14 protein-coding genes are annotated in these 19,671 nt (G+C 46.7%); 3 read left to right on the forward strand and 11 right to left on the reverse strand.

Annotated elements, in window-relative coordinates; translation table 11 throughout:
* The first annotated feature begins 660 nt into the window (after positions 1-660).
* Positions 661-1,632 (forward strand): solanesyl diphosphate synthase, encoded by a 972-nt coding sequence (sds, locus tag NDI34_RS08885; RefSeq protein ID WP_348232449.1) that lies wholly within the window; start codon positions 661-663, stop codon positions 1,630-1,632.
* Between the two features lie 142 nt (positions 1,633-1,774).
* On the opposite strand, the gene NDI34_RS08890 is transcribed toward sds, so the two are convergent.
* The 11 genes from NDI34_RS08890 to NDI34_RS08940 form a co-directional block, all read right to left on the reverse strand.
* Positions 1,775-3,211, reverse strand: coding sequence for a serine/threonine-protein kinase (locus NDI34_RS08890; RefSeq protein WP_348232450.1), 1,437 nt, complete (start codon positions 3,209-3,211; stop codon positions 1,775-1,777).
* Positions 3,212-3,296: 85 nt separating this feature from the next.
* Positions 3,297-5,216, reverse strand: a complete 1,920-nt coding sequence (locus NDI34_RS08895) for a hypothetical protein (protein WP_348232451.1) — start codon at positions 5,214-5,216, stop codon at positions 3,297-3,299.
* Positions 5,217-5,395: 179 nt separating this feature from the next.
* Positions 5,396-7,357 (reverse strand): excinuclease ABC subunit UvrC, encoded by a 1,962-nt coding sequence (gene uvrC / locus NDI34_RS08900; protein ID WP_348232452.1) that lies wholly within the window; start codon positions 7,355-7,357, stop codon positions 5,396-5,398.
* A gap of 571 nt (positions 7,358-7,928) precedes the next feature.
* Positions 7,929-8,396 carry a response regulator gene (locus NDI34_RS08905; protein WP_348232453.1) on the reverse strand — a complete coding sequence of 156 codons (468 nt, stop codon included), beginning with the start codon at positions 8,394-8,396 and terminating at the stop codon, positions 7,929-7,931.
* 1,091 nt (positions 8,397-9,487) lie between these two features.
* Positions 9,488-10,138 (reverse strand): PEP-CTERM sorting domain-containing protein, encoded by a 651-nt coding sequence (locus NDI34_RS08910; RefSeq protein ID WP_348232454.1) that lies wholly within the window; start codon positions 10,136-10,138, stop codon positions 9,488-9,490.
* Between the two features lie 322 nt (positions 10,139-10,460).
* Positions 10,461-11,339 carry an NF038130 family PEP-CTERM protein gene (locus NDI34_RS08915; RefSeq protein WP_190985082.1) on the reverse strand — a complete coding sequence of 293 codons (879 nt, stop codon included), beginning with the start codon at positions 11,337-11,339 and terminating at the stop codon, positions 10,461-10,463.
* Positions 11,340-12,106: 767 nt separating this feature from the next.
* Positions 12,107-13,276, reverse strand: a complete 1,170-nt coding sequence (locus NDI34_RS08920; RefSeq protein WP_348232455.1) for an LL-diaminopimelate aminotransferase — start codon at positions 13,274-13,276, stop codon at positions 12,107-12,109.
* A gap of 105 nt (positions 13,277-13,381) precedes the next feature.
* Positions 13,382-13,705, reverse strand: a complete 324-nt coding sequence (locus NDI34_RS08925) for a thioredoxin family protein (protein WP_190414928.1) — start codon at positions 13,703-13,705, stop codon at positions 13,382-13,384.
* Positions 13,706-14,462: 757 nt separating this feature from the next.
* On the reverse strand, positions 14,463-15,239 hold the full coding sequence (locus tag NDI34_RS08930; RefSeq protein WP_190430263.1) for a PspA/IM30 family protein: 777 nt from the start codon (positions 15,237-15,239) through the stop codon (positions 14,463-14,465).
* Between the two features lie 244 nt (positions 15,240-15,483).
* Positions 15,484-16,239 (reverse strand): PspA/IM30 family protein, encoded by a 756-nt coding sequence (locus NDI34_RS08935; RefSeq protein ID WP_190414930.1) that lies wholly within the window; start codon positions 16,237-16,239, stop codon positions 15,484-15,486.
* Between the two features lie 161 nt (positions 16,240-16,400).
* The gene (locus NDI34_RS08940) at positions 16,401-17,762 is read right to left on the reverse strand and encodes a hypothetical protein (RefSeq protein WP_348232456.1); all 1,362 of its coding nucleotides are present in this window, start codon (positions 17,760-17,762) and stop codon (positions 16,401-16,403) included.
* Positions 17,763-17,920: 158 nt separating this feature from the next.
* Here NDI34_RS08940 and NDI34_RS08945 point away from each other — a divergent pair, with 158 nt between their 5' ends.
* Together NDI34_RS08945 and NDI34_RS08950 are read left to right on the forward strand one after the other, a co-directional pair.
* Positions 17,921-18,490, forward strand: coding sequence for a DciA family protein (locus NDI34_RS08945; protein WP_348232457.1), 570 nt, complete (start codon positions 17,921-17,923; stop codon positions 18,488-18,490).
* Positions 18,491-19,269: 779 nt separating this feature from the next.
* Positions 19,270-19,587, forward strand: a complete 318-nt coding sequence (locus NDI34_RS08950; protein ID WP_190414933.1) for a hypothetical protein — start codon at positions 19,270-19,272, stop codon at positions 19,585-19,587.
* Positions 19,588-19,671 lie beyond the last annotated feature (84 nt).

The following is a 19,671-nucleotide window of genomic DNA, read 5'->3' on the forward strand; positions in this document are numbered from 1 at the left end:
ACCAGTGGCTAAAAACGGTATAATCAGAGGCATATCATTATACGTCATAGTGTCGCACAATCACAAGTAGCGGAATGTAAATTTTTATACAAGTTCTTTTCCCAAGACAATGCCCCAAGTCAAGACTTGAGTCAATGCTTGAGAATATGGCTGCCCATAGGAATTCTGGAGGTCGCTGTCGCCCCAAAAATTCTTGATTTAACTAAAACCCCAGAAAATTAATAAAAATAATCTGAGATTTTTTCGGCAATCCCGTAGATAGCAAGCTAATCTACAGTGCCTATTGAAAGTCCTTTATTTTCGGATGGCTAGTTTTCCTAGAGCCTTAACGCTAGAAAAAGATGCAGGAAGCCGGAAATGCTACCGCCTACCAAAAATCTGCCATCCTTTACCAATTCATTACAAACACGTAAGTGTTTTCTGTAATTTTTTGGCTCAGTAACTCTATTAAGCTTTTCAAATCCTTACATATTAGAGTAACACAAGATCCCCAAGGGTTAGGAGGGATTTTTTTAGATACTTTACAAGTCGATACAATTTCAAAAAAAGGCTGCGGGGGCATCTTCTAAGGAACAAAACTTCCCTGTAGGGGAGCATTAGCTTAAAATAAATGACAGGAATGTAAAATTTCGTAACTATTAAGCCAGAGTCAGCTGATCCATGACCTCAGTGACCTCCCTCTTTGCCCCTGTTGAATCAGACCTACGTGTTCTGACGGAGAATTTGAAAAAGCTGGTTGGTGCCCGTCACCCCATCCTGTATGCGGCGGCAGAACACTTATTTGGGGCAGGAGGAAAGCGCGTTAGACCCGCTATCGTCCTGCTGATATCGCGGGCAACCATGCTGGATCAAGACCTTACCCCACGTCACCGACGTCTCGCAGAAATTACGGAAATGATTCACACCGCTAGTCTGGTACACGACGATGTGGTGGATGAATCCGAGGTAAGACGCGGTATTGCCACGGTTCATAGCCGGTTTGGCAATCGCATCGCTGTGTTGGCGGGAGACTTTTTATTTGCCCAATCTTCTTGGTATTTGGCAAATTTGAATAATTTAGAAGTAGTGAAACTGCTCTCAGAAGTGATTATGGATATGGCAGAAGGAGAAATTCAGCAAGGGCTGAATCGCTTTGATGCCAGTATGTCCCTCGAAGCTTACTTAGAGAAGAGTTACTACAAAACTGCCTCGTTGATGGCTAACAGTGCGAAGGCGGCTGGACTACTCAGTGATGTCTCGGAGGAGGCGGCAGAAAATTTGTATCGCTACGGACGTCATCTCGGCTTGGCTTTCCAGATTGTGGATGATATTTTTGACTTCACGGGTTCGACAGAAGCTTTAGGTAAGCCAGCCGGATCGGATCTAAAAAGTGGCAATCTAACAGCACCCGTGTTATTTGCCTTAGAAGAAAAACCTTACCTGGAGGCGCTCATTGAGCGGGAATTTACAGAGGAGGGGGATTTAGAAGCAGCGATCGCCTTGATTGAAGAAAGTCAGGGCATTGAGCGATCGCGCGAATTAGCTGCCCATCATGCCCAACTCGCCGTTCAACAATTAGCAGATTTACCGCACTCGGAGTGCCGTCAAGCGCTAATTGACATGGCTGAGTACGTGTTGAGTCGGCTTTACTAAGGAGTGTGGATTTATTAACCCCCAATTTCTTTTGTAGGGGCATGACTGTAGGGGCTTTTTCTGGGTATGCCCCTACAGAACGCGAACGAGCGTAAGTTCTTTAATCGACATTCCTAAGAATGAATCAAAATCCAATAAGCCATTAGCAAATTTTACACTTGGCGAGTCTCGCCACCAGAGAAGAACACACCAAATCCCAGCGACCCAATCCAGTCTCTTCTAATCCTCCAGCCGGAAGATGACCCGATGGGGCAGAATTTCCGGAGAAAGTGAGATCCGAGTAATTTAACCAATTGCCTTTGACACGCCAACCCACTTGGTCGCCAAAACGACACCAAGTGGCATAGTCAAAGTTAGGTTTTCCGCCAATCTTTTCCCAAATGCGCTTCTGGACGCTAAAGCCAAAGCGTCCGTCGCTGTAATTTCCCCAGAGTCGATCGATCGTACTGAGGTGTTGGCAGGGAAACTTTTGAAAATCTTCAACTCTCAGCCAGCCTTCTGGTTCTCGATGGGAAATTTTCAGCAGGAGCATTCGTGTTTCCCGATCTGCTTCCTTCCAGTTCCGGGCGGTAAGGAAATCCCGCAGTTTGCTGTAATTTATCCCCAATGCCCTGAGATGAGCGGGAGAGGAAGCCATCGTGGGTATCGTGACATTGACATCAGAAGGTCTAGTAAGTTTAGAGTGCAAGACTTCCAGCACCTCCGAAGCCGATTTATAGCGATCCTTCGGTAAAGGCTGAAGCAGTTTATCCAAGATTTGACCTAACTCTTGACTAATAGTTGTGCCATCTGGCAGACACTCTCGCCACATCCAGCGACACTCTAGCGGTTCATAAAGACCATCAGAACCATCTACTGTAGGAAGAGATTGGGTGAGCAGACAAACGCAAGTGACTCCTAAACTGTAGAGATCGCTAGCGGGGTAGGCATGACCGTGCATTTGTTCCATCGGCGTATATCCTACCGTACCGACCGTTGTCCCCACTTGCCCCATCGTCGTCTCTGTTACCAGTTTGGAGACGCCAAAATCAATTAGGACTAACCTGCCGTTTCGGTGACGACGCATAATATTCTCTAGCTTGATATCCCGGTGAATCACCCCACGTTCGTGAATAAATTTGAGAATTGGCAGTAACTCAGCCAAAAGCTGTCTAATCTTTTGTTCGCTAAAAGCTCCCTGAGTAGCCAATTCTTGACGTAAAGTGAGTCCCGCAATCAACTCTTGCACCAGATACAGGCGCTTATCTTCTTCAAAGTAAGCAAGCAGTCTGGGAATGTGGGGATGTTCTCCCAGTTGAAACAACCGCACGCCTTCCTGGTTAAACATTGCCGTTGCTTTTTCCAGCGCCTTCGGATTGGCTTGAATCTCTGAGGATGGTAAAAATTGCTTCACCACGCAGGGCGCATTCATACAGTCAGTATCTGCTGCCTGATAGGTTCTGCCAAATCCGCCACCACCAATCGGTTTGAGGATACGGTAGCGATTTCTCAGTAATAAATGGCAGCCACAATTTTGGCAAAATTTATAATTGTCAGGATTTAGGCGATCGCGGCAATTGGGATTTGGACAGTAGATCATACCCAGGCAGGATTCAGCAGGTTGAGTCTATCGTAGTTCTTCCCAGAAGGGTGACATCCGACAAGTTGGCTGCGACAACTGGCAGCTATTGTTTCGGAAATGTCTTGCCGACTTCTCTCCCATCGTCTCTGGATTCGGCGATCGTTCGATTAGTATCAGCGTCGTAGCGGAGTTGCACATTACCCACTTCCAGAACGGCTGCCATCCCCGTACCCGTGATAGTTGCTACAGGCGGGATTCCCCTGCCTACAAAGGTAGCGATCCAGATTTCGGCATTTGCGCCGGAAATACTGACTTGCAACGGATCGCCCGCAGTTACTACTGCTGCTTTTGGGTGCAGCACCCAGCCTTTGAGGTAGCTGTCACTACCGCCGCGTAGCAAAAAAGTTGACAACCCGCCTTCCATTCCAACCGTTGCAGTGACGCCACCATCACCTTTCTCGTTTCCGAGGTTGAGTTGCCAGGTGTAGGTATGCGCCTCCTCATCCCGAATTCGATCGAGCGTTGCCAGTACAGCAGTATTATCAGTTTCAGAAAACTTGACCAGGAGGTGGCGCTTGGCGCTGCTTAAGCCCAAACTGGCGTATTTCTCCCCACCGTCGATGATGACGTAACCGCCATCTGGGTTGGAATTGAAAAATTCATGCCTTCCCGTTGTACCGCGATCGCGCTGTGCTTTTCCGTCCACCAAGAGGGTGCTAAAAGTGGCAGGGTTGCCAGAAATTTTGGCAGGCCCTCCGATGAAATGATGGTTGTAAGCGAGTAAGCCAAGTTGGAAGGCTTCTGACTGATCCCAAGCATTCTGGTGGCGATCGCTATCTGCCATCACCGACACGAGGATATCGTTCTCATCTTGCCAGCGATCGCGGAAAAAGTAAGCGCCTCTTTTTTCATCCCCCACAGACGAGGGCAACAAACCTGTTGGATTAAAGGAAGGGGCGCTTTCTGGGTAATAGATTAGCGACCAGATCGTTGCGCCCCTCTGTTTGTCAAATTTCTCGGCTGGGGTGCCTGGGGCATCTATTCCCATGTGCCGATCGTAAAAGTAGCGGTAGAAAGGCAATAAGCGTGGGGGTACCGATCCCAGGAGGAGACTCGTCCAGCCTTCGTCACCAATGCCTGCACCGGATACGCCAGATTGAAGAAAGTAGCGATCGCCCGATTCATGCATCATAAATGCACCGGCGTACATGACCAATTTCCAGAAATGTCGTGCGGTAAAATCAGCGTCAAGCTCAGCATCGCCAACACTCCGGAGAGCATAAACCGCTGGAACTAAAAAAATCCCTGCATAACTGTCATAACCAATCCCTTCCTGACTTAAACCCAACTGACCGTAAGCGTTGATTAGGTGAGTTTTCAGCCACCCTTTGAGCTGAGTGTATCGCTTGGCGCGGTTGCGTTCCTCGTACACAGCCAGCATCATCACCAGTTCCCCACCCCGACAGACTGCTACCCAGTTAGAAGCCATTGCTGGATTACTGAGGTTGGGGTGACGGAAATTCTCCCAAGCATCAAGAGCGAGGTTAATTTTGCCTTTAATGTAATCTCGCTGCTGTGGCGTCCAACCACGATACGCCCAATCATAGGCGATCGCAAAATTTTGTCCCACCGTCGCCCTAGATAGCCCATATTGCGCTTCCGGCAGGCGGTGATCTGGGTCTGGATCTCGGTGGATGAGATGGAGGGCTTGGTAGGCAATCTGTGCATACTTATTTTCGTTTGTCAATAAGTACAGCAGCGCTGCTTCCCGTGCCAGATAGGAACGGGCATAGTTCCAGTTACCGTCATTCGGGTTGCCATCATAAATGCGCCAGTTGTTCTGGGTTACTCGCGCTTTCAGGGCATCGAATGCTTGCTGATGATGCGATCGCGGCACCCGAATTGCCGATCGGATTTGTTCGATCCGTCTTTGAGTTAGAAATAAACGCGGGTGTGCTTCGTCAGCTAGTACCTTGAAGGGCGCTAGAACTATCAGCAGACCGATGAAGATACGGCTTTTCACCTCTTTCGTCCTCTGCGGTTTAAATTTTGTCTACAGCAATCCTCTTTGATTTGTAAGATATTTTTTTAACGAACCGCCAAGGACGCAGAGGACGCGAAGTAAGAGAGGGAGAGAAAGCAGAGGATTTCATGAATCACTTAAGATTGCTATTGAAATCAGGGTGAATCGCTTTTGGCATTTCAAGCCGGATGGAAATAATCGTAGATTTCCTGGGCTAATTTAGGGCCAACACCAGGAGCCTCAGTTAGCTGCTTTGGAGTTGCTTCGCGAATATAATCAATGGAACGAAAATGCGCCAAGAGTTGTTTCTGTCGCTGAAAGCCCAATCCAGGGATTTCATCTAAACGCGATCGCCGCAGCTTATCACTGCGCTGCTGACGGTGGAAACCGACTGCAAATCGGTGCGCCTCATCCCGCAGTCGCCGCAACAACTGTACCCCTGGTTGTTCTGCATCTGTCTGTAACGGTGAAGACTCACCGGGTACAAAAATCTCCTCTCTCTGCTTGGCAAGACTAACAACTCGCAAGTCTTCCATTAAATTCATCTCTTGCAGTACGGCGACAACCGATGAAAGCTGACCTTTCCCGCCGTCAATCATTACTAAATCGGGCCAATCGGGATTCCCAACTCGCTGCATTTGCGGGTCTTCGGCATACTTGCGGAAACGCCGTTGGATAACTTCTGCAAGACTGGCAAAGTCGTCCGAGTGACCGGCAGTGACGGTGGGATTTTTTATTTTATAGTGGCGATAGTGCTGTTTTGCGGGTATAGCGTCAATGAAGACTACCTGAGACGCGACAGCATTCGCTCCCTGAATATGGGAGATATCGTAGCCTTCAATCCGGTGGGGTAAGTCGGGTAGATCAACAATGGCGGCTAAATCTTCCATTGCTTGAGTATTGCGATCGCCTAATCGTTGCATCCGCGCTAGTTCATACTGGGCGTTGCGCTCCACCATCTCAATCAATTCTGCCTTGGTTTGTCGCTGGGGAGCAAGTAGCGTTACTTTTCGTCCTTTTCGCTCAGTTAAAAATTCTGTGAGCATTTCCCCTTCTGGCAACTCGTGCTGCACTAGAATTTCTATCGGGATTTCTACGGACTCTGCATTTGCGTAATGTTCCTCTAATACCCGCTGCAAAATGGCTCCTGGCGTCCCCGATTGAGCTTCCGCCACAAAGCCTAAACGACCAACCAGTTTTCCCGCACGCATCTGGAACAATTGGATGCAGGCGTGTTGGGCATCAGCAGCCAGAGCGATCGCATCCCGCGAAACGGTATCATCTGGCAAAGACACTTTTTGATCTGCACTCAAAGACCTTAACCCGGCAATTTGGTCGCGCATCCGCGCTGCTACCTCAAAGTTTAGCTCTTCGGCTGCCTTTTCCATATTCGCCGTTAAAATATCAATCAGTTCTCCGGCTCGTCCTTGGAAAACCATCGCGATTTTTTGGATTGTTTTGCGATATTCTTCTGGTGAAATCAACTTTTGACAGACGCCTGGACACCGCCCTAAATCGTAGTTGAGGCAAGGACGATCTTTAAATAAAGGTTGCGGACGCTGGCGGATTGGGAAGAGCCGTTTTGCGATTCGTAACGTGGTTCGCAACAAACCTGCATCCACAAAAGGGCCATAATACTTATCTTTTTCTTTTCCCAGACGCCTGTTCCGAGTAATGAAAATGCGAGGATATTCTTCCGACCACGTAACCAGAACGTAAGGATACTTCTTATCATCTTTGAGCAGCACGTTGAAGTAGGGTTGATGCTGCTTAACTAGATTGGCTTCTAGCGCAAGTGCTTCGGCTTCGGTGTCGGTGACGATGAATTCAATCTCTGCGATTTGCCGCACCATCATCATAATGCGATCGCTCAATTTTTGGGAGTCGCGGAAATAAGAGCGAACTCGCGATCGCAATTTTTTCGACTTGCCAATGTAGAGGATGCGATCGCTAACATCCTTCATAAAATAGACCCCTGGTTCTGGCGGAATCTCTTTCAGACGGCTTTCCAGGCGTTCTGGCTCTTTGAGGAGCGGCAGGATTTTTGTAGATGCGATCGCTCCTTCAGCCGATAGATAACCAGCTTGAGTTGTGGCGGGAAATAATTCGTTCCCATTTCTTAGGGTTTGCGGATCTGTCATCCTAATACACTCCTAGACAGCAGCAATTGTTAATTTTTAAGTCGCGCCCTTGAACAAACAGTAACGGATTTTCTATCTGGTAAAATTTCGTAGCCACCATTTTTATTTAATTCTAAATATCAGTGCAAATTCGTAATTAACGTTTTTTACTAATTTCACAACTCAGTAAAAATTCGCATTAATTTTAATTTTTAAATGCGAGATCTCTTTCCGGAAATCAGTTAAGCTTTGTTGAAGTCATTACCAGGTTAGATAAAGTTATAACGAATAATGCTAATCTTTCAGCTTTTAAGTTGAAATTGGTTTTAAAATGCTGCTACAACATTTTTTGCTAACTACCTCCCCCTGGTTAAAATTATGAAATTGGAAGAGTTTGAGAATCAATATCGGAACGCTATGGATGACACGCTCAACCAACTCCAGACAGTGATCTTGTTATTGGCACAAGTAGAAGCTCAGGTTAGGGGAATAAGTTCTTCTGTGCAAAATCTAAGCCTCACCGTGGAAAAATACATTAACGAAAATAAAAGTGAATAACGATTGATTTAATTGCCAGAAATTCACGAAGTCGTTAATGAATTTCTTCTGCAATAGCTTGTCTCAAAGAAACTAGATTCACAGGTTTAACAAAGAACCGACGTGCCCCTAAACTAAGGGCACGCTCTTCATCTGCTTGAAAAGCATAGGCGGAAACGACAAACACGGGGATGTGGAGCCAGTCTGGCCTTTCTTGGATTTGCTGGAGTAGCGTATAGCCATCAATGTCTGGTAATTTTAAGTCTAGCAAAACTAAGTGCGGCTGAAACTCAGCCATCGTCTGAAAAAAATCAGCCCCCCCGGCTAGGGAGAAAACTTGGTATCCCAGATAACCAAGATAGTCATTTAGCAGCTGTCGATTCGTTTGGTTATCCTCAACGAGCAAAATTCGCTTAGGAGATGCTTCAGCACTAAAGTCGGAATTCGGGTTGAATTGTGAGCGTTCAGTCTCACCGCTCCCGTTAAATTGACCTGGGAAGATAGTTAAAAGTGATACAAGCATTAACCGAATCCATTGCACTCAGTGTAGCTATAACTTTATTAATAAGTTATCCGGTTAACAATAGATCAAAGTTGAATGGCACTTAACTTTTGTCCTGAACTAAAATACCCTATCCTATCCTTCGGGAACGCGAACGGGAACGCCTATGGCGAACGGCAGCGCTCTTTGGGAACGCGCTAAGAGCTAAAGTCAGTTTTAACTGACCCAAAATACTGCCGGAGCAAAAGCTCGCAACCTGTTTTAACAGGTTGCGAGCTTTAAGGTGAGAGATTTATCGCAAGGCTCTTATATCAGTGCCATTCGAGTGAAGTTCAGGTTTAGGCGAACTTAAAAATTGACGTGCTGGGGTATTAGCAGGATACTGATCCTCTCAGCATGGCTTAGTGTATCTCTGGCTAAGGGAATTCCTAATGCCTGAAAAACTTTCAGCAGCGTTGCAATGTATGGCACTCCCAGCAAAGTCGGAATGAATTCAGATAGGCGAGTACTCTGGCAAGACAATTTTGATGATTTGTTCCAGAGGTCATTAATGGCGTCTCTAGGGTAAACAAACTCTTTAGATTAAGCGGGGCATAGTACAAGACGAGTGACTCCTGAAAAGCATCTTTTCAACCCTCAGTTGTTCAAACTAGACTCCTCAACAAGTTAGCTATTTCGTTCCCACAATGCTCCAGAAGCTCCAAGAGCAAGGATTCTAGGGACACTGCCTTCGGGTGTATCTCGTTTTTAAAAACATTATTTATCATTGAGAACCCTACTCTAATCCCCGTGAATCAGAATTCTTCCTTGTCTTGGCTCCGAAAAGTGGGGAGATTGAAGGGGGTACGGAGAGAGTAAATCTTGCCTTGCTCGGCGAACGGGGGATTGAGGGGGTTCCTCCATCACAGAAGTATCTGTTAGACGTAATTGGTGAAATGGTATCACCTGGAAAAATGCTTAAAAGAAGCGGGGGAAAAATAGAATTTCTTCCTCACTGTTTACGGTAAGGGATTAGGTGACATTCCGGATTGCAACAACGCTTAAATTGCAACAAAAAAAGGGAGCAGATAGCTCCCTACTTTTTTAGGCTAAGACTGTGGAAGGTGCAAAATTTATGCTGCTTTTTGCAACTTGCGCTTAGCAGCAAAGAAACCACCCAAACCAATTAAGCCCAACAATGCGGAAGGTTCGGGTACGTCGAGGGGTGTTGCTGTCTGGGAAACCTTGAAATTTACAGATGCTTTAACAGGGACTTTTCCAAAAATAGGGCTTGACACAGAACCTAACGCCAAACCTTCACCAGAAATATTACAGGTACCACTCAGGCACACTTTAATCTTATCGAACTCATAGCCTTTTACAGTCAAGATATCGGTAATCTTGCTGTAAGAGAAATTAAACGTAGAAAGAAGATCGGTTGGACTATAACTTAAACCCTTGAAGATGGAGCCAAAACCGCTAAAAGAATCAATGGAACCCAAATTACTGAGGTAACTACCAAAATAATCTCCTAAATAACCGAAAGGATGATCGAGGGTTAGTTCTGAATCTCCTGCATCTTGCAGCCTACCGCTGAGATTATCGATAATGTAGCTCTTGTCTACATCCACGGTGAAAGGTATTGTCCCAAGGAAGGCATTGACCTTCCCAGAGTAATCGAGTTTTGTCAATTGGGCTGCCTCAACAGGAGCCATACCAATTGTGCCCAAAGTGACAAGTGCTGCTCCCGCAGTAGCGATTGATAACTTTACATTTCCTAACATTTTGGTGTCTCCATCAGTTCTAGGATTGTGCTTTCGTACAGCCACCCCAACCGGATTATCAAGCGTGTTGTCGGTTTTGAGCTTCAGGTGGTACTGGACTTCTTGGCACCCTCAGATATGTCTGTCTATTTTTTACTACAACTGTCATAATTTAGTGGTATTTACGGAGAAGTTGGTAAAGATACCGTAAATTTACTGTGATGTTTGTATAAAGAAAAAATCGGCCCGTCTCTTTATCTTGACGGTGCCGATTAAATTTACGATTTTTAGCTAACTATTGACACTGCTAGTTTTTTATGTATAACCGCAGTGACTACAGAATTTAGGCTTTTTTCAGCATCTTACGCTTGACAGCAAAGAAACTACCTACACCGAGTAGACCCAGCATGGCTGAGGGTTCGGGTACTGATTCTGTTGTGGGTGGAACCCCATCAATTGTCAGTTCGTAGTTGCCGGTATGAGATGACTTTTTGCCTGTTTTGTCAAACTCACCTTTTTCATACAGTCCAGAGTTTGTGGCAAGGAAGTTGTATTTATATTCAGTCTTGTCCTCATAGGTAACTTTGACAACTTCGCTGGCTTGGAAGCCCTTGGGCACAAAAGGATAGAGGGTACTTAAATCGCTGTGACCCGCTAGCCCAAAGCTAATCTTGCCTGTAGTATCGTCTTGATTGACATAGGAGATATTAGCGTCACTGGATTTCTGGAATCCGCCGAGGGACAAAAACGTGTTATACAAAAATGAGTTTGCAGTTTGTCCCGCCTTGCTGATGAATTCGTTAAACCACTTGTTGGCAAGGTTTGATGCTCCATAGCCTGTAGTGTAAATACCCGTGTCAGTTGTAAACCAGTCTAGTCCTGTCAGACTGCTGAAAGTAATACTTTTGCCGCCAATCATACCACTCAAGCTAGTGACTGGAGCGTTTTTAAAGGCGGTCAGGCTTTTATATGTGTTACTTTCGCTGCTAGCAAATAGCTCTACGTTTCCAGTAGGATTGCTGCTATCGCCACTTAAGATTGTCGCTAAATCAGCGTTTGGATTGTTATAGGTATAACCATCCTTCGAGTCATATTTGATGATGTCAGTTCCTGTGATGGTCGCGCCTGTCAGGGTTCCAGCGGATGCCGGGGCGCTAGCGATCGCACTGAGGCTTGCCAACACTGAAGCGCTTAGCAAAATTTTCTTGATAGTACCTGTCATTTTGTGTGTCTCCACAAGTTTTCTGTCTAGATGAGTTTTGCTGGATAACGCGCACAGTAGCTAGGGCGCGGTCAGTTTTCGATCGGGGTTAACAGTTCCAAATAAGCAGGGACAACAATCAAGCGCCCGTCTTTTTAGCCTGTTTTTTGTTTATTCACTTGTCTCTATTTAATATAGTCAAATAATTAGTCTTAATCGATAAACTTTTGATGATTTTTGGTAAAGTTTGAGTAAAAGATTGAAGGCAAAAAGCAATTTTATTTTCTCGTATACTGACCGTAGTAATACACAGTAATAGGAGACCAAAACCTAGAAATAGGAAGGTTATCCAAAATATGAATTCTGTCAAGGGTAGTTTCCATGAGTTTTAAGCTATGGGGCATTTAACCTGCCTAACCTTTAGGGACATTGCCTCTCATTAGTTGTTACAGAGGCGATCGCTCGCATCTATACGTTAGTGGCAACCGCTTTCTCCTACGGCTGACTACTGACAACAAAGCATCTATTTGAATCTAGGTGGTATTAAATGTCTAAAAACTTACTGCTTCTAACTGGTTTTTGCGCTTCCAGTTGTTTCTTATTTCGAGAAATTTACGGAGAAGTTAGTGAACTGACCGTAGATTTACGGTTATGTTGATTGCAGAAAAAATAGCTCCACTCTCTTTTTGAGGCGAAGCTAATCAGTTCTTGTGCATTTGATTTGACTATTTACTTGGCACACGCAAGATAAGACTTGCAGCCCTTCTAGGCAGCGATCGCTATCATTTTCACTTAGGCATTACTGGGGAGATCTTTTCAACCGCCATTTCTAATACCTCTGGATCGTGTACCAGCGCAAACCGTACATATCCTTCTCCAGATTTACCAAAACCGGCACCAGGTGAGGCAGCAACGCCAGTAGTTTCTACCAAATGGGTACAAAAGTTGATGGAGTCCTGTGCCCACGGTTCTGGCAATTTAGCCCAAACATACATGGTGGCAGATGGGGTAGGAACCTCCCAGCCAATTCTGTGAAGCGCTTTGACAAAGGCATCCCGGCGTTGGCGGAAGGTTTCAACTGCCACCTTAACACCCTCTTGAGAGCCACTTAGGGCAGCGATCGCTCCATTCAAAATTCCTTGGTATTGGTTGAAATCAACTGCTGCTTTTACCTGACGCAAGGCGCGGATCAGACTCGCATTCCCAATCGCGTAGCCGATGCGAAAGCCGCCCATGTTGTAAGACTTCGATAAAGTAAAAAACTCAATCGAGACGCTTTTTTCGGGGTCGGCTTGTAAAATCGAGGGAACGGCAACGTCTTCAAATACGAGATCGGCGTAGGGAAAATCGTGAACCAGCACTAGATTATGACGCTGGCAAAAATCAACGGCTGTCTGGAAAAAAGATAGGGGCGCGATCGCGGTTGTGGGGTTGTGAGGATAGCTCAGTACCATCATTCGTGACTGAGCCAAAACCGGCAAGGGGATCTCCTCAAACACTGGCAAAAACCCATTTTCTGCCCGTAGTGGCATTGGGTAAATTTGACCACCAGCTAGGTAAACTCCCCCAGCATGGGATGGATAACCTGGGTCAAGCAGTAAGGCAAAATCCCCTGGATTCAGCACTGCTAAGGGTAAATGAGCGGTGCCTTCCTGGGAACCAATCAGGGTCAGCACTTCGGTTTCCGGGTCAACCGGAATCCCGTATTTCTGGGTGTACCAGCAAGCGGCAGCTTGGCGAAAAGCTTGAGTGCCGTGAAACAGCAAATAGCCGTGGGTTTTGGGGTCAGATAAAGATTGGGCGATCGCGTCGATAACCCGATCTGACGCCGGTAAATCGGAGGAACCCAGCGATAGATCGATGATATTTTGTCCCGCCGTCCTGGCTTTTGCCTTAGCCCGATCCATATCGGCAAACACATTGGTTTGCAAGGGTTGTAAACGCTTGGCGAACTGCATATTTAGTCTTTAGTCCTTAGTCTTTAGTCCTTAGCCCTTAGTCTGTTGTCCGGTGTTTTTTGTCTCTCACCGAGCGATAACCAATGACTAATGACTACTGACTGTTTACAGGTGAGTTTCCAGGATACTCATTAATTTCTGCTTCCCAATCGCTCCCTCATAAGATTCAATCACCTCACTGTCTTTAAACAGCCTGAGAGCTGGAAGACCTTCTACTTTGTACTTTGCCACAGATTCGGGATTGGGGTCGCTTTCCATTTTCACGACCTTGAGGCGATCGCCATAAGTTTCCGCAGCGGCTTGCACGACTGGCGATACGAGGCGGCAGGGGCCGCACCAAGACGCCCAGAAGTACACTAATACTGGCTGAGTGGCTTTCAGGACTTCTGTTTCAAAGTCTGCATCATTAATTGAGATTGTGCTGCTCATGTCACCCCCGATTGACATTTATATTATTGCTTCACCTACTTAACACGGTATTCAAAACCGTTGCTAGTGGGCAGGAAAGCAATCAAGGTTTACGCCTTATTGATTGTAATACAGTACCTCAGGCGGTTCGTTGGGAATGGGGGTACATCAAGGAAATTTGCGATCGCACTTGATTGAGTACAAAAGCTTTATTCAGAGCTGTAATCTGGACAGTCGTATCTGTATTTTCTTATTTTTAGCAGTAAAAACTTTATTTTTTTAGCGAACTCATGTCTAATTAATAACAACTGATTCACGACTTTTTCAAGATTAACTAATCGACCTAGGCACGTTCAGCATCACCAATCCTTATCTCTTTTGCATCAATGTTGCTCGCTTTCGCTAAAACCTACGCCAGCAAGCGAAAATTTATCCTAAAATCTTTAACTAGCAACGCTTCTGATCGTGTGAAACTTATCAGCGTCAAATAGCACTGAACTTCAGAGAAATTTTGCTAAATTCAGCCCTAAACTAAAGTTTGGGCTAAAAGCTAAAACCTATTTAAACGGGTTCAAAGGCTTACCAGGAAGCTAAAGGAAGCTTTAGCTTTAAGCTGGAAATTTATTTTCAGGCTGCTTGCGTCAATACAGTTTTCCTTAAGTCAGCCAGTTATGGCAAGATAGACCCTCTTAATCCCATCGCCAACGAGTGTCAGATGAATGCAGAGCGGTCTATCAAAGTTTTGATTCGTAGATAAGGTATCGAAAAGTGCAGGAATCTATAGGTTATCCAATTGCCTTTTCAGGTCTTCTAATTCGTTATCAACTGCGGAATTAGATTTAGGGGTAGAGGAAGTGGTTGGGTTTCCTGCCGGTAGTTGCGCTTGGGTGGTGGAAGAACCAGTCAACTGCGCTTTCATTGCTGCTAATTCGTCATCAACATCGTTGCCGGATTCGAGCATGGCAAATTGCTGATCTAAATTATTGCCCGTAAGCTCGGCTGCTGCTGTGGAACGGGCTTCTAGTTCCAAAACTTTTTCTTCCATGCGCTCGAATGCACCCATTGCGGTGCTGGTTCCCAAGCGTCCCACGGTGTTTTGTAGCTGCTCCTGAGCCTTAGCAGCTTGTGCCCGTGCCTTGAGCATATCTTTCTTGGTCTTGGCTTCGGAAATTTTACTTTCCAAGGCAATCAAGTTGCGCTTGAGGGTGTCCACCTGAGTGGTTTGTCCATCCAAGCTAGTTTTCAGAGTAGCGGCAGTGTCAGCGTTGGTCTTCTTGCGTACCAGCGCTTCTCTAGCGAGATTTTCATCGCCTTTTTGCAGAGCCAACTGGGCGCGGTTTTGCCAGTTGTTCGCTTCGGTTTGGGCTTGGTTGTATTGTTGCTGAGTTCGTTTTTGGGTGGCAATGGATCTAGCAACAGCCTGACGCAACTGCACCAGGTCTTCCTGCATATCGATGATGGACTGCTCCAGAATTTTTTCTGGGTCTTCAGCTTTGCTGACCACATCGTTAAGATTGGCTCGGACGACTCGGCTAATGCGATCGAATAATCCCATGACGCTGTTTATCCTCTTGGCGTGTACTAATGTAGGTATTTTCAGGCTCTGAGAGTAGCCTTGAGCAAGTTCAATTTAGGAGGTCAGGTTTTCCATCGGTGCAGTAGTCGGCAATTGCCTCAAACACCATTTCTAGTCTAGGGCGCTAGGCAAGAGTGACTTGGGCAACCTTCAGGAATCGTTAAAGACCCAACACTTTTCTTCCTAGTCTAGAAACTTCTAGTCCAAAGCGGTAGTTTCCAGATCAAGAACTTTCCAGTTGGGAGCGAATTTTTTGTAATTCGGCATCTTGGCTAGGGTCAAGTGCCTGCTGACTAGACGGCAGTTGCGGTGCTTCGGTGCCTTGGCTCAGCTGAGCTTTCATGGTAGCTAATTCGGTATCAATATCTCCAGCATCTTCCAGGGAGAGAAATTTCTTTTGCAAGTCATCGCTTCCGAGTTCAGCGATCGCTTCTGACTGCGCTTCTAGTTGCAAGACTTTTTCTTCCATGCGCTCGAAGGCGGTCAGAGAACTGGCAGTGTTGACACCGCCTAACATCTCATTAATTTTCGCAGATGCTTGAGCCGAACGAGCGCGAACGATGTACATATCTTTTTTGGTCTTGGCTTCAGAGATTTTGCTTTCTAGCGATCGCATATCTTGCTTAAGCCTACCGACGACTTGATTTTGTTGCTCGATCTGCGCCTGCATTGCCTCTGCGGTTTCCTGATAGGATTTGCGCTTGGTGAGGGCTTGGCGAGCTAAGTTTTCGTCACCTTTTTGCAGTGCCAGTTGGGCGCGATTGTACCATTCTTGGGAGGTAGACTGCGCTTGGTTGCATTGTCGCTCAGTCCGTTTTTGGGTAGCGATCGCTTGAGCTACCGCCTGCCGCAGTTGAATCAAATTCTCCTGCATTTCCATGACCGTTTCTTCCAGGATTTTTTCTGGATCTTCCGCTTGTCCAATCAGACTGTTGATGTTGGCTCGAATTACTCGCAAGATGCGGTCGATCAATCCCATGTCAGTTCTCCATTCACAACGCACGGGTTCAGTAGAGCGCGGTCACGCGATCGCGAACACGGCAGCGAACCCCTAAAAGCAGTCGCCCTCTTAGGGCATCGCAGTCCCAGTAGCAACGTTAACAGAATGCTAGGTTACTTTCCAACTCAACTACCTCCAGCTTAAGGCTGATCGACCGCCGCAGAAATCCCCTGTGTCTGAAGCTCTTTCACCAATGTTTGAGCCTGAGATTCTTTCTTGAACGCACCGAGATAAATTTGGGTGCCTTCTGGTGATAAATAGGCATCGGGAACAACCTTTCGCGCCTGTTGCAAGGAGCTTTCGCCATTGTATTTTACAAACACATAATAGAAGCCCTCTGGATTCGGCGCAGGAGTTGCCGCAGTCGGGGAGGGTTTCACACTTGGCTGTATACTCGGTTGTCCAGAGGGGAGGCGTTGCGGCAATCCTGGCAGAGGGCTGGCGGGTGTAAGGGGCACTGTTGCGGCTGGCGGCAGCTTTGGAAGCGGCACCGAGCCAGATTGTCCAGCCGAGGGGTTTCCGGGGGTAGGTGAACTGGGTAGCGGGGAAATTGTTGGCACCGCTACTTGGTTTCTGGGTAAGCCTGCCACATTGGCTCTTGGAGCTGGACTGGAAGATGGCAAAGTGCTTAAGGTATCCAAATTCACGTCCACAAATTCGTCAGTCGCTAGGTTTGGGCCACTTGGCGCAGCTCCGGCTGCTGGGGCATTGGTTGTTGGAGTTGTTGCTGTTGGAGTTGTTGCCGTTGGATTTTGAGCAACGGTGGGCGTGCCTGACTCCTGGAAACGATCTAAACCCAGAAAACTGAGGCTGCCAGGATTCGTCACCAAATAGCCCAAGGTGGCAGTTGAAAATAGCAACAACAACAAAGAACCAACTCCTAGGGGAGTTAGCAGGCTATCCAGAAAACTGCGTTCTGAGCGACGCGGAGCTGATGCCTCTTCTTCCACCAAACTTCGTAGAAGTTGTTCGGAAGATTCCAGATAGTCATTGGGAGGGACGTGCGTTGAAGTTGGATTGACAAACTCCGGTGGATCTGCTGCTGGTTCTGGATGCCAAGCTGGCTCCTGGGGCGGCGTGGCGAAGGTCGCTAGTTCCGCTCCAGAAGCCGATAAGTCAAAAGATGGCGCGGGTGCGGACGGTGTATACCCTGTTTCATTCTGGATGGTTGTCTCAACTCCTTTGCCTTCCAGATTTGCTGCCTGTGGTGGGCTGGCGGGCGGCGGAGGCGGAGGGGCGGCGGGCGGCTTTGCTGGGGCGGGTGATTGATTCCTGCCTCCCGTAGCACTCACGGAAATTAAGTCGATAGGTTTGTTGCGAACCCGATCGTGATTCATGCGGGGGGCAGGCGACGCTCCACGTCCCCCTCGTTCGCGTCGGTATCGAGATAATTCTTCTTCTAACTGCACGTCGAGACTGCCCAGAGCTGCCTGCAAGGCTGGATTGATGGACTGGGCGGGGGAGGGGCGAGTAGAAGACTCAACCGAATGACCTTGACTCATAGCTTTAGCTACTGACGAATCTTGGAGAGCTGACGGATCTCTTTATTACACGTTGTTTTCTGCTTGAAGGCAACCGTAACCCGAATCTGCTGTCTTGGTTTTGAGTACGATCGAGCAAGAGGATCGATCATTCTGCCATTTAGCTGGGGATTTGTTGGATGTCTTTTAAATCTCTTCATCATATCTTAGGGGCTATTGAAAATCAGGCGGCGTGGCAGGCTAGCCAAGAATTTCAGCGGTTACTCAAGTGTTGGCCTTCGGTGGTGGGAGTGGCGGTGCAGGCTCAAACGCGACCGATTTCCATATCGAGGGGCGTTTTGTCGGTTGCTACATCCAGTGCTGCTTGGGCACAAACGCTGACTTTTGAGCGTCAGCGAATCCTGCAAAAGTTGAATGCCCATCTAGGTAGCAATTTGGTTGATATTCGCTTTTCGACGGCTCAGTGGCAGAAGAACCCTGGTTCTAGTCGTTCCTGGTATGCACAGGAACAATCGGTGGCATGGAAAGAGCATCCCAGTCGAGTTGTTGAGGGGACATCTTCACCGTCGTTGAACCAGAAGGCACAACTGAAAGAACCCCACGAAGCTTTTCAACATTGGGCGGAAGGTGTGCGGGAGCGATCGCAACATTCACCGCTTTGCCCCCAGTGCCAGTGTCCCACCCCTCCCGGAGAACTCCAGCGCTGGGCTGTGTGCGCCCTGTGTGTTGTCCGGCAATGGAAAGGCTAGCTTTCAGTAGATTCAGTGAAATTAAGCCGAAACAGCGATTGGTACTAGGTCGCAGGCAACGCTTGCTTTCTCTGGCGGCACACCTCAAACCCCACAAATCATCTGCATCGCTTGAATTTATTTAGGTCTATCTGTTTAGTTCCTAATTCAAACTGGAATGTAAAGTTGTTTTGTAGCGTCTGTTACAGATGCCAGTTTCCTCTCCGTTACATCTTGTAACTTGGACGCCTGCGTAGCCTTCTGTACAAAAGTCTTCTAAGGCGGAGCTTGTATGCCACCGCCCTGAATTTACGGCATTAATCTATATTCCCGATTGCTTCGCCGTACGCTGACATCCTTACTTCCTAAGTAGTTACGGGAATGTAATGATTTTAATTGCCTACTAAGGCTGACTAAAAGAATTTTAGGGGCAAAAATCTTAATTTAGTCGAGAAATGCAAAGTTTGTCATCTAAATCAAGAGATAAACGACTGAATTAATGAGCTAAATTTAGTCTTTTTTGGAACGGATACGTCTAATGTTTGTCTTGATCCCCATAGGGTTTTGTTAAAAAATGGTATTGTTCACGAGATTACTTACTATAGATAGATGTATCCGCTTTTAATGCTTCATGTGTCTGTCTATTACACAAAGCTAAAGAAAATCTAAATCAGTATTTGTACTTGGGGATCGCTAGAACATAGACGGGGAATATAGATTCCAACATTCCAAACTCTACGACCGTTAATAGAGAATTTTAATATAAAGCATAGATAAAAATTCTCCTAAAGAGGACTCCCATGAAGACCTTAAATACTGTAACTTCTGCCTGCCGGTATTGTCAGTATTACAAGCCCGAAGGGCGTCGTGGGGGTCTTTGTCAGCAACTCGGCGTGCCCGTTCGAGGCGGCTGGGGAGCCTGTTCTTTAGCACTTCCGGCATTTGCGCCGTCTTGGGAACGTCTCGAAGTAATGATGCGCTGGCAGGATGAAACCCTGAAAACACCGGAGGCGCTCTCAATCAAATGTTCGCTGAACTCTTCTCAAGAATCTACCTCGCTTAACGAGAATGTCTCGACTGCCCAACAGTCAGTAGAAGAAGAGGCGCTGCTCGTATGAATAAAATAAAGAATAGTAAGCTCACCTTGCAGTTTGTCAAGTCAACTTGCTTCAACTCTTAAAAAAATAAAGATTTGCTTTAGA

The sequence above is a fragment of the Trichocoleus sp. DQ-U1 genome (assembly GCF_039961925.1).
Classification (GTDB): Bacteria; Cyanobacteriota; Cyanobacteriia; order Cyanobacteriales; family FACHB-T130; genus FACHB-T130.

Excerpts from the sequence above, each read along its gene's own strand:
- sds (WP_348232449.1), top strand. The coding sequence starts at position 661 with ATGACCTCAGTGACCTCCCTCTTTGCCCCTGTTGAATCAGACCTACGT.
- NDI34_RS08890 (WP_348232450.1), bottom strand. The coding sequence starts at position 3,211 with ATGATCTACTGTCCAAATCCCAATTGCCGCGATCGCCTAAATCCTGAC.
- uvrC (WP_348232452.1), bottom strand. The coding sequence starts at position 7,357 with ATGACAGATCCGCAAACCCTAAGAAATGGGAACGAATTATTTCCCGCC.
- NDI34_RS08905 (WP_348232453.1), bottom strand. The coding sequence starts at position 8,396 with ATGCTTGTATCACTTTTAACTATCTTCCCAGGTCAATTTAACGGGAGC.
- NDI34_RS08910 (WP_348232454.1), bottom strand. The coding sequence starts at position 10,138 with ATGTTAGGAAATGTAAAGTTATCAATCGCTACTGCGGGAGCAGCACTT.
- NDI34_RS08915 (WP_190985082.1), bottom strand. The coding sequence starts at position 11,339 with ATGACAGGTACTATCAAGAAAATTTTGCTAAGCGCTTCAGTGTTGGCA.
- NDI34_RS08920 (WP_348232455.1), bottom strand. The coding sequence starts at position 13,276 with ATGCAGTTCGCCAAGCGTTTACAACCCTTGCAAACCAATGTGTTTGCC.
- NDI34_RS08925 (WP_190414928.1), bottom strand. The coding sequence starts at position 13,705 with ATGAGCAGCACAATCTCAATTAATGATGCAGACTTTGAAACAGAAGTC.
- NDI34_RS08930 (WP_190430263.1), bottom strand. The coding sequence starts at position 15,239 with ATGGGATTATTCGATCGCATTAGCCGAGTCGTCCGAGCCAATCTTAAC.
- NDI34_RS08935 (WP_190414930.1), bottom strand. The coding sequence starts at position 16,239 with ATGGGATTGATCGACCGCATCTTGCGAGTAATTCGAGCCAACATCAAC.
- NDI34_RS08940 (WP_348232456.1), bottom strand. The coding sequence starts at position 17,762 with ATGAGTCAAGGTCATTCGGTTGAGTCTTCTACTCGCCCCTCCCCCGCC.
- NDI34_RS08945 (WP_348232457.1), top strand. The coding sequence starts at position 17,921 with ATGTCTTTTAAATCTCTTCATCATATCTTAGGGGCTATTGAAAATCAG.
- NDI34_RS08950 (WP_190414933.1), top strand. The coding sequence starts at position 19,270 with ATGAAGACCTTAAATACTGTAACTTCTGCCTGCCGGTATTGTCAGTAT.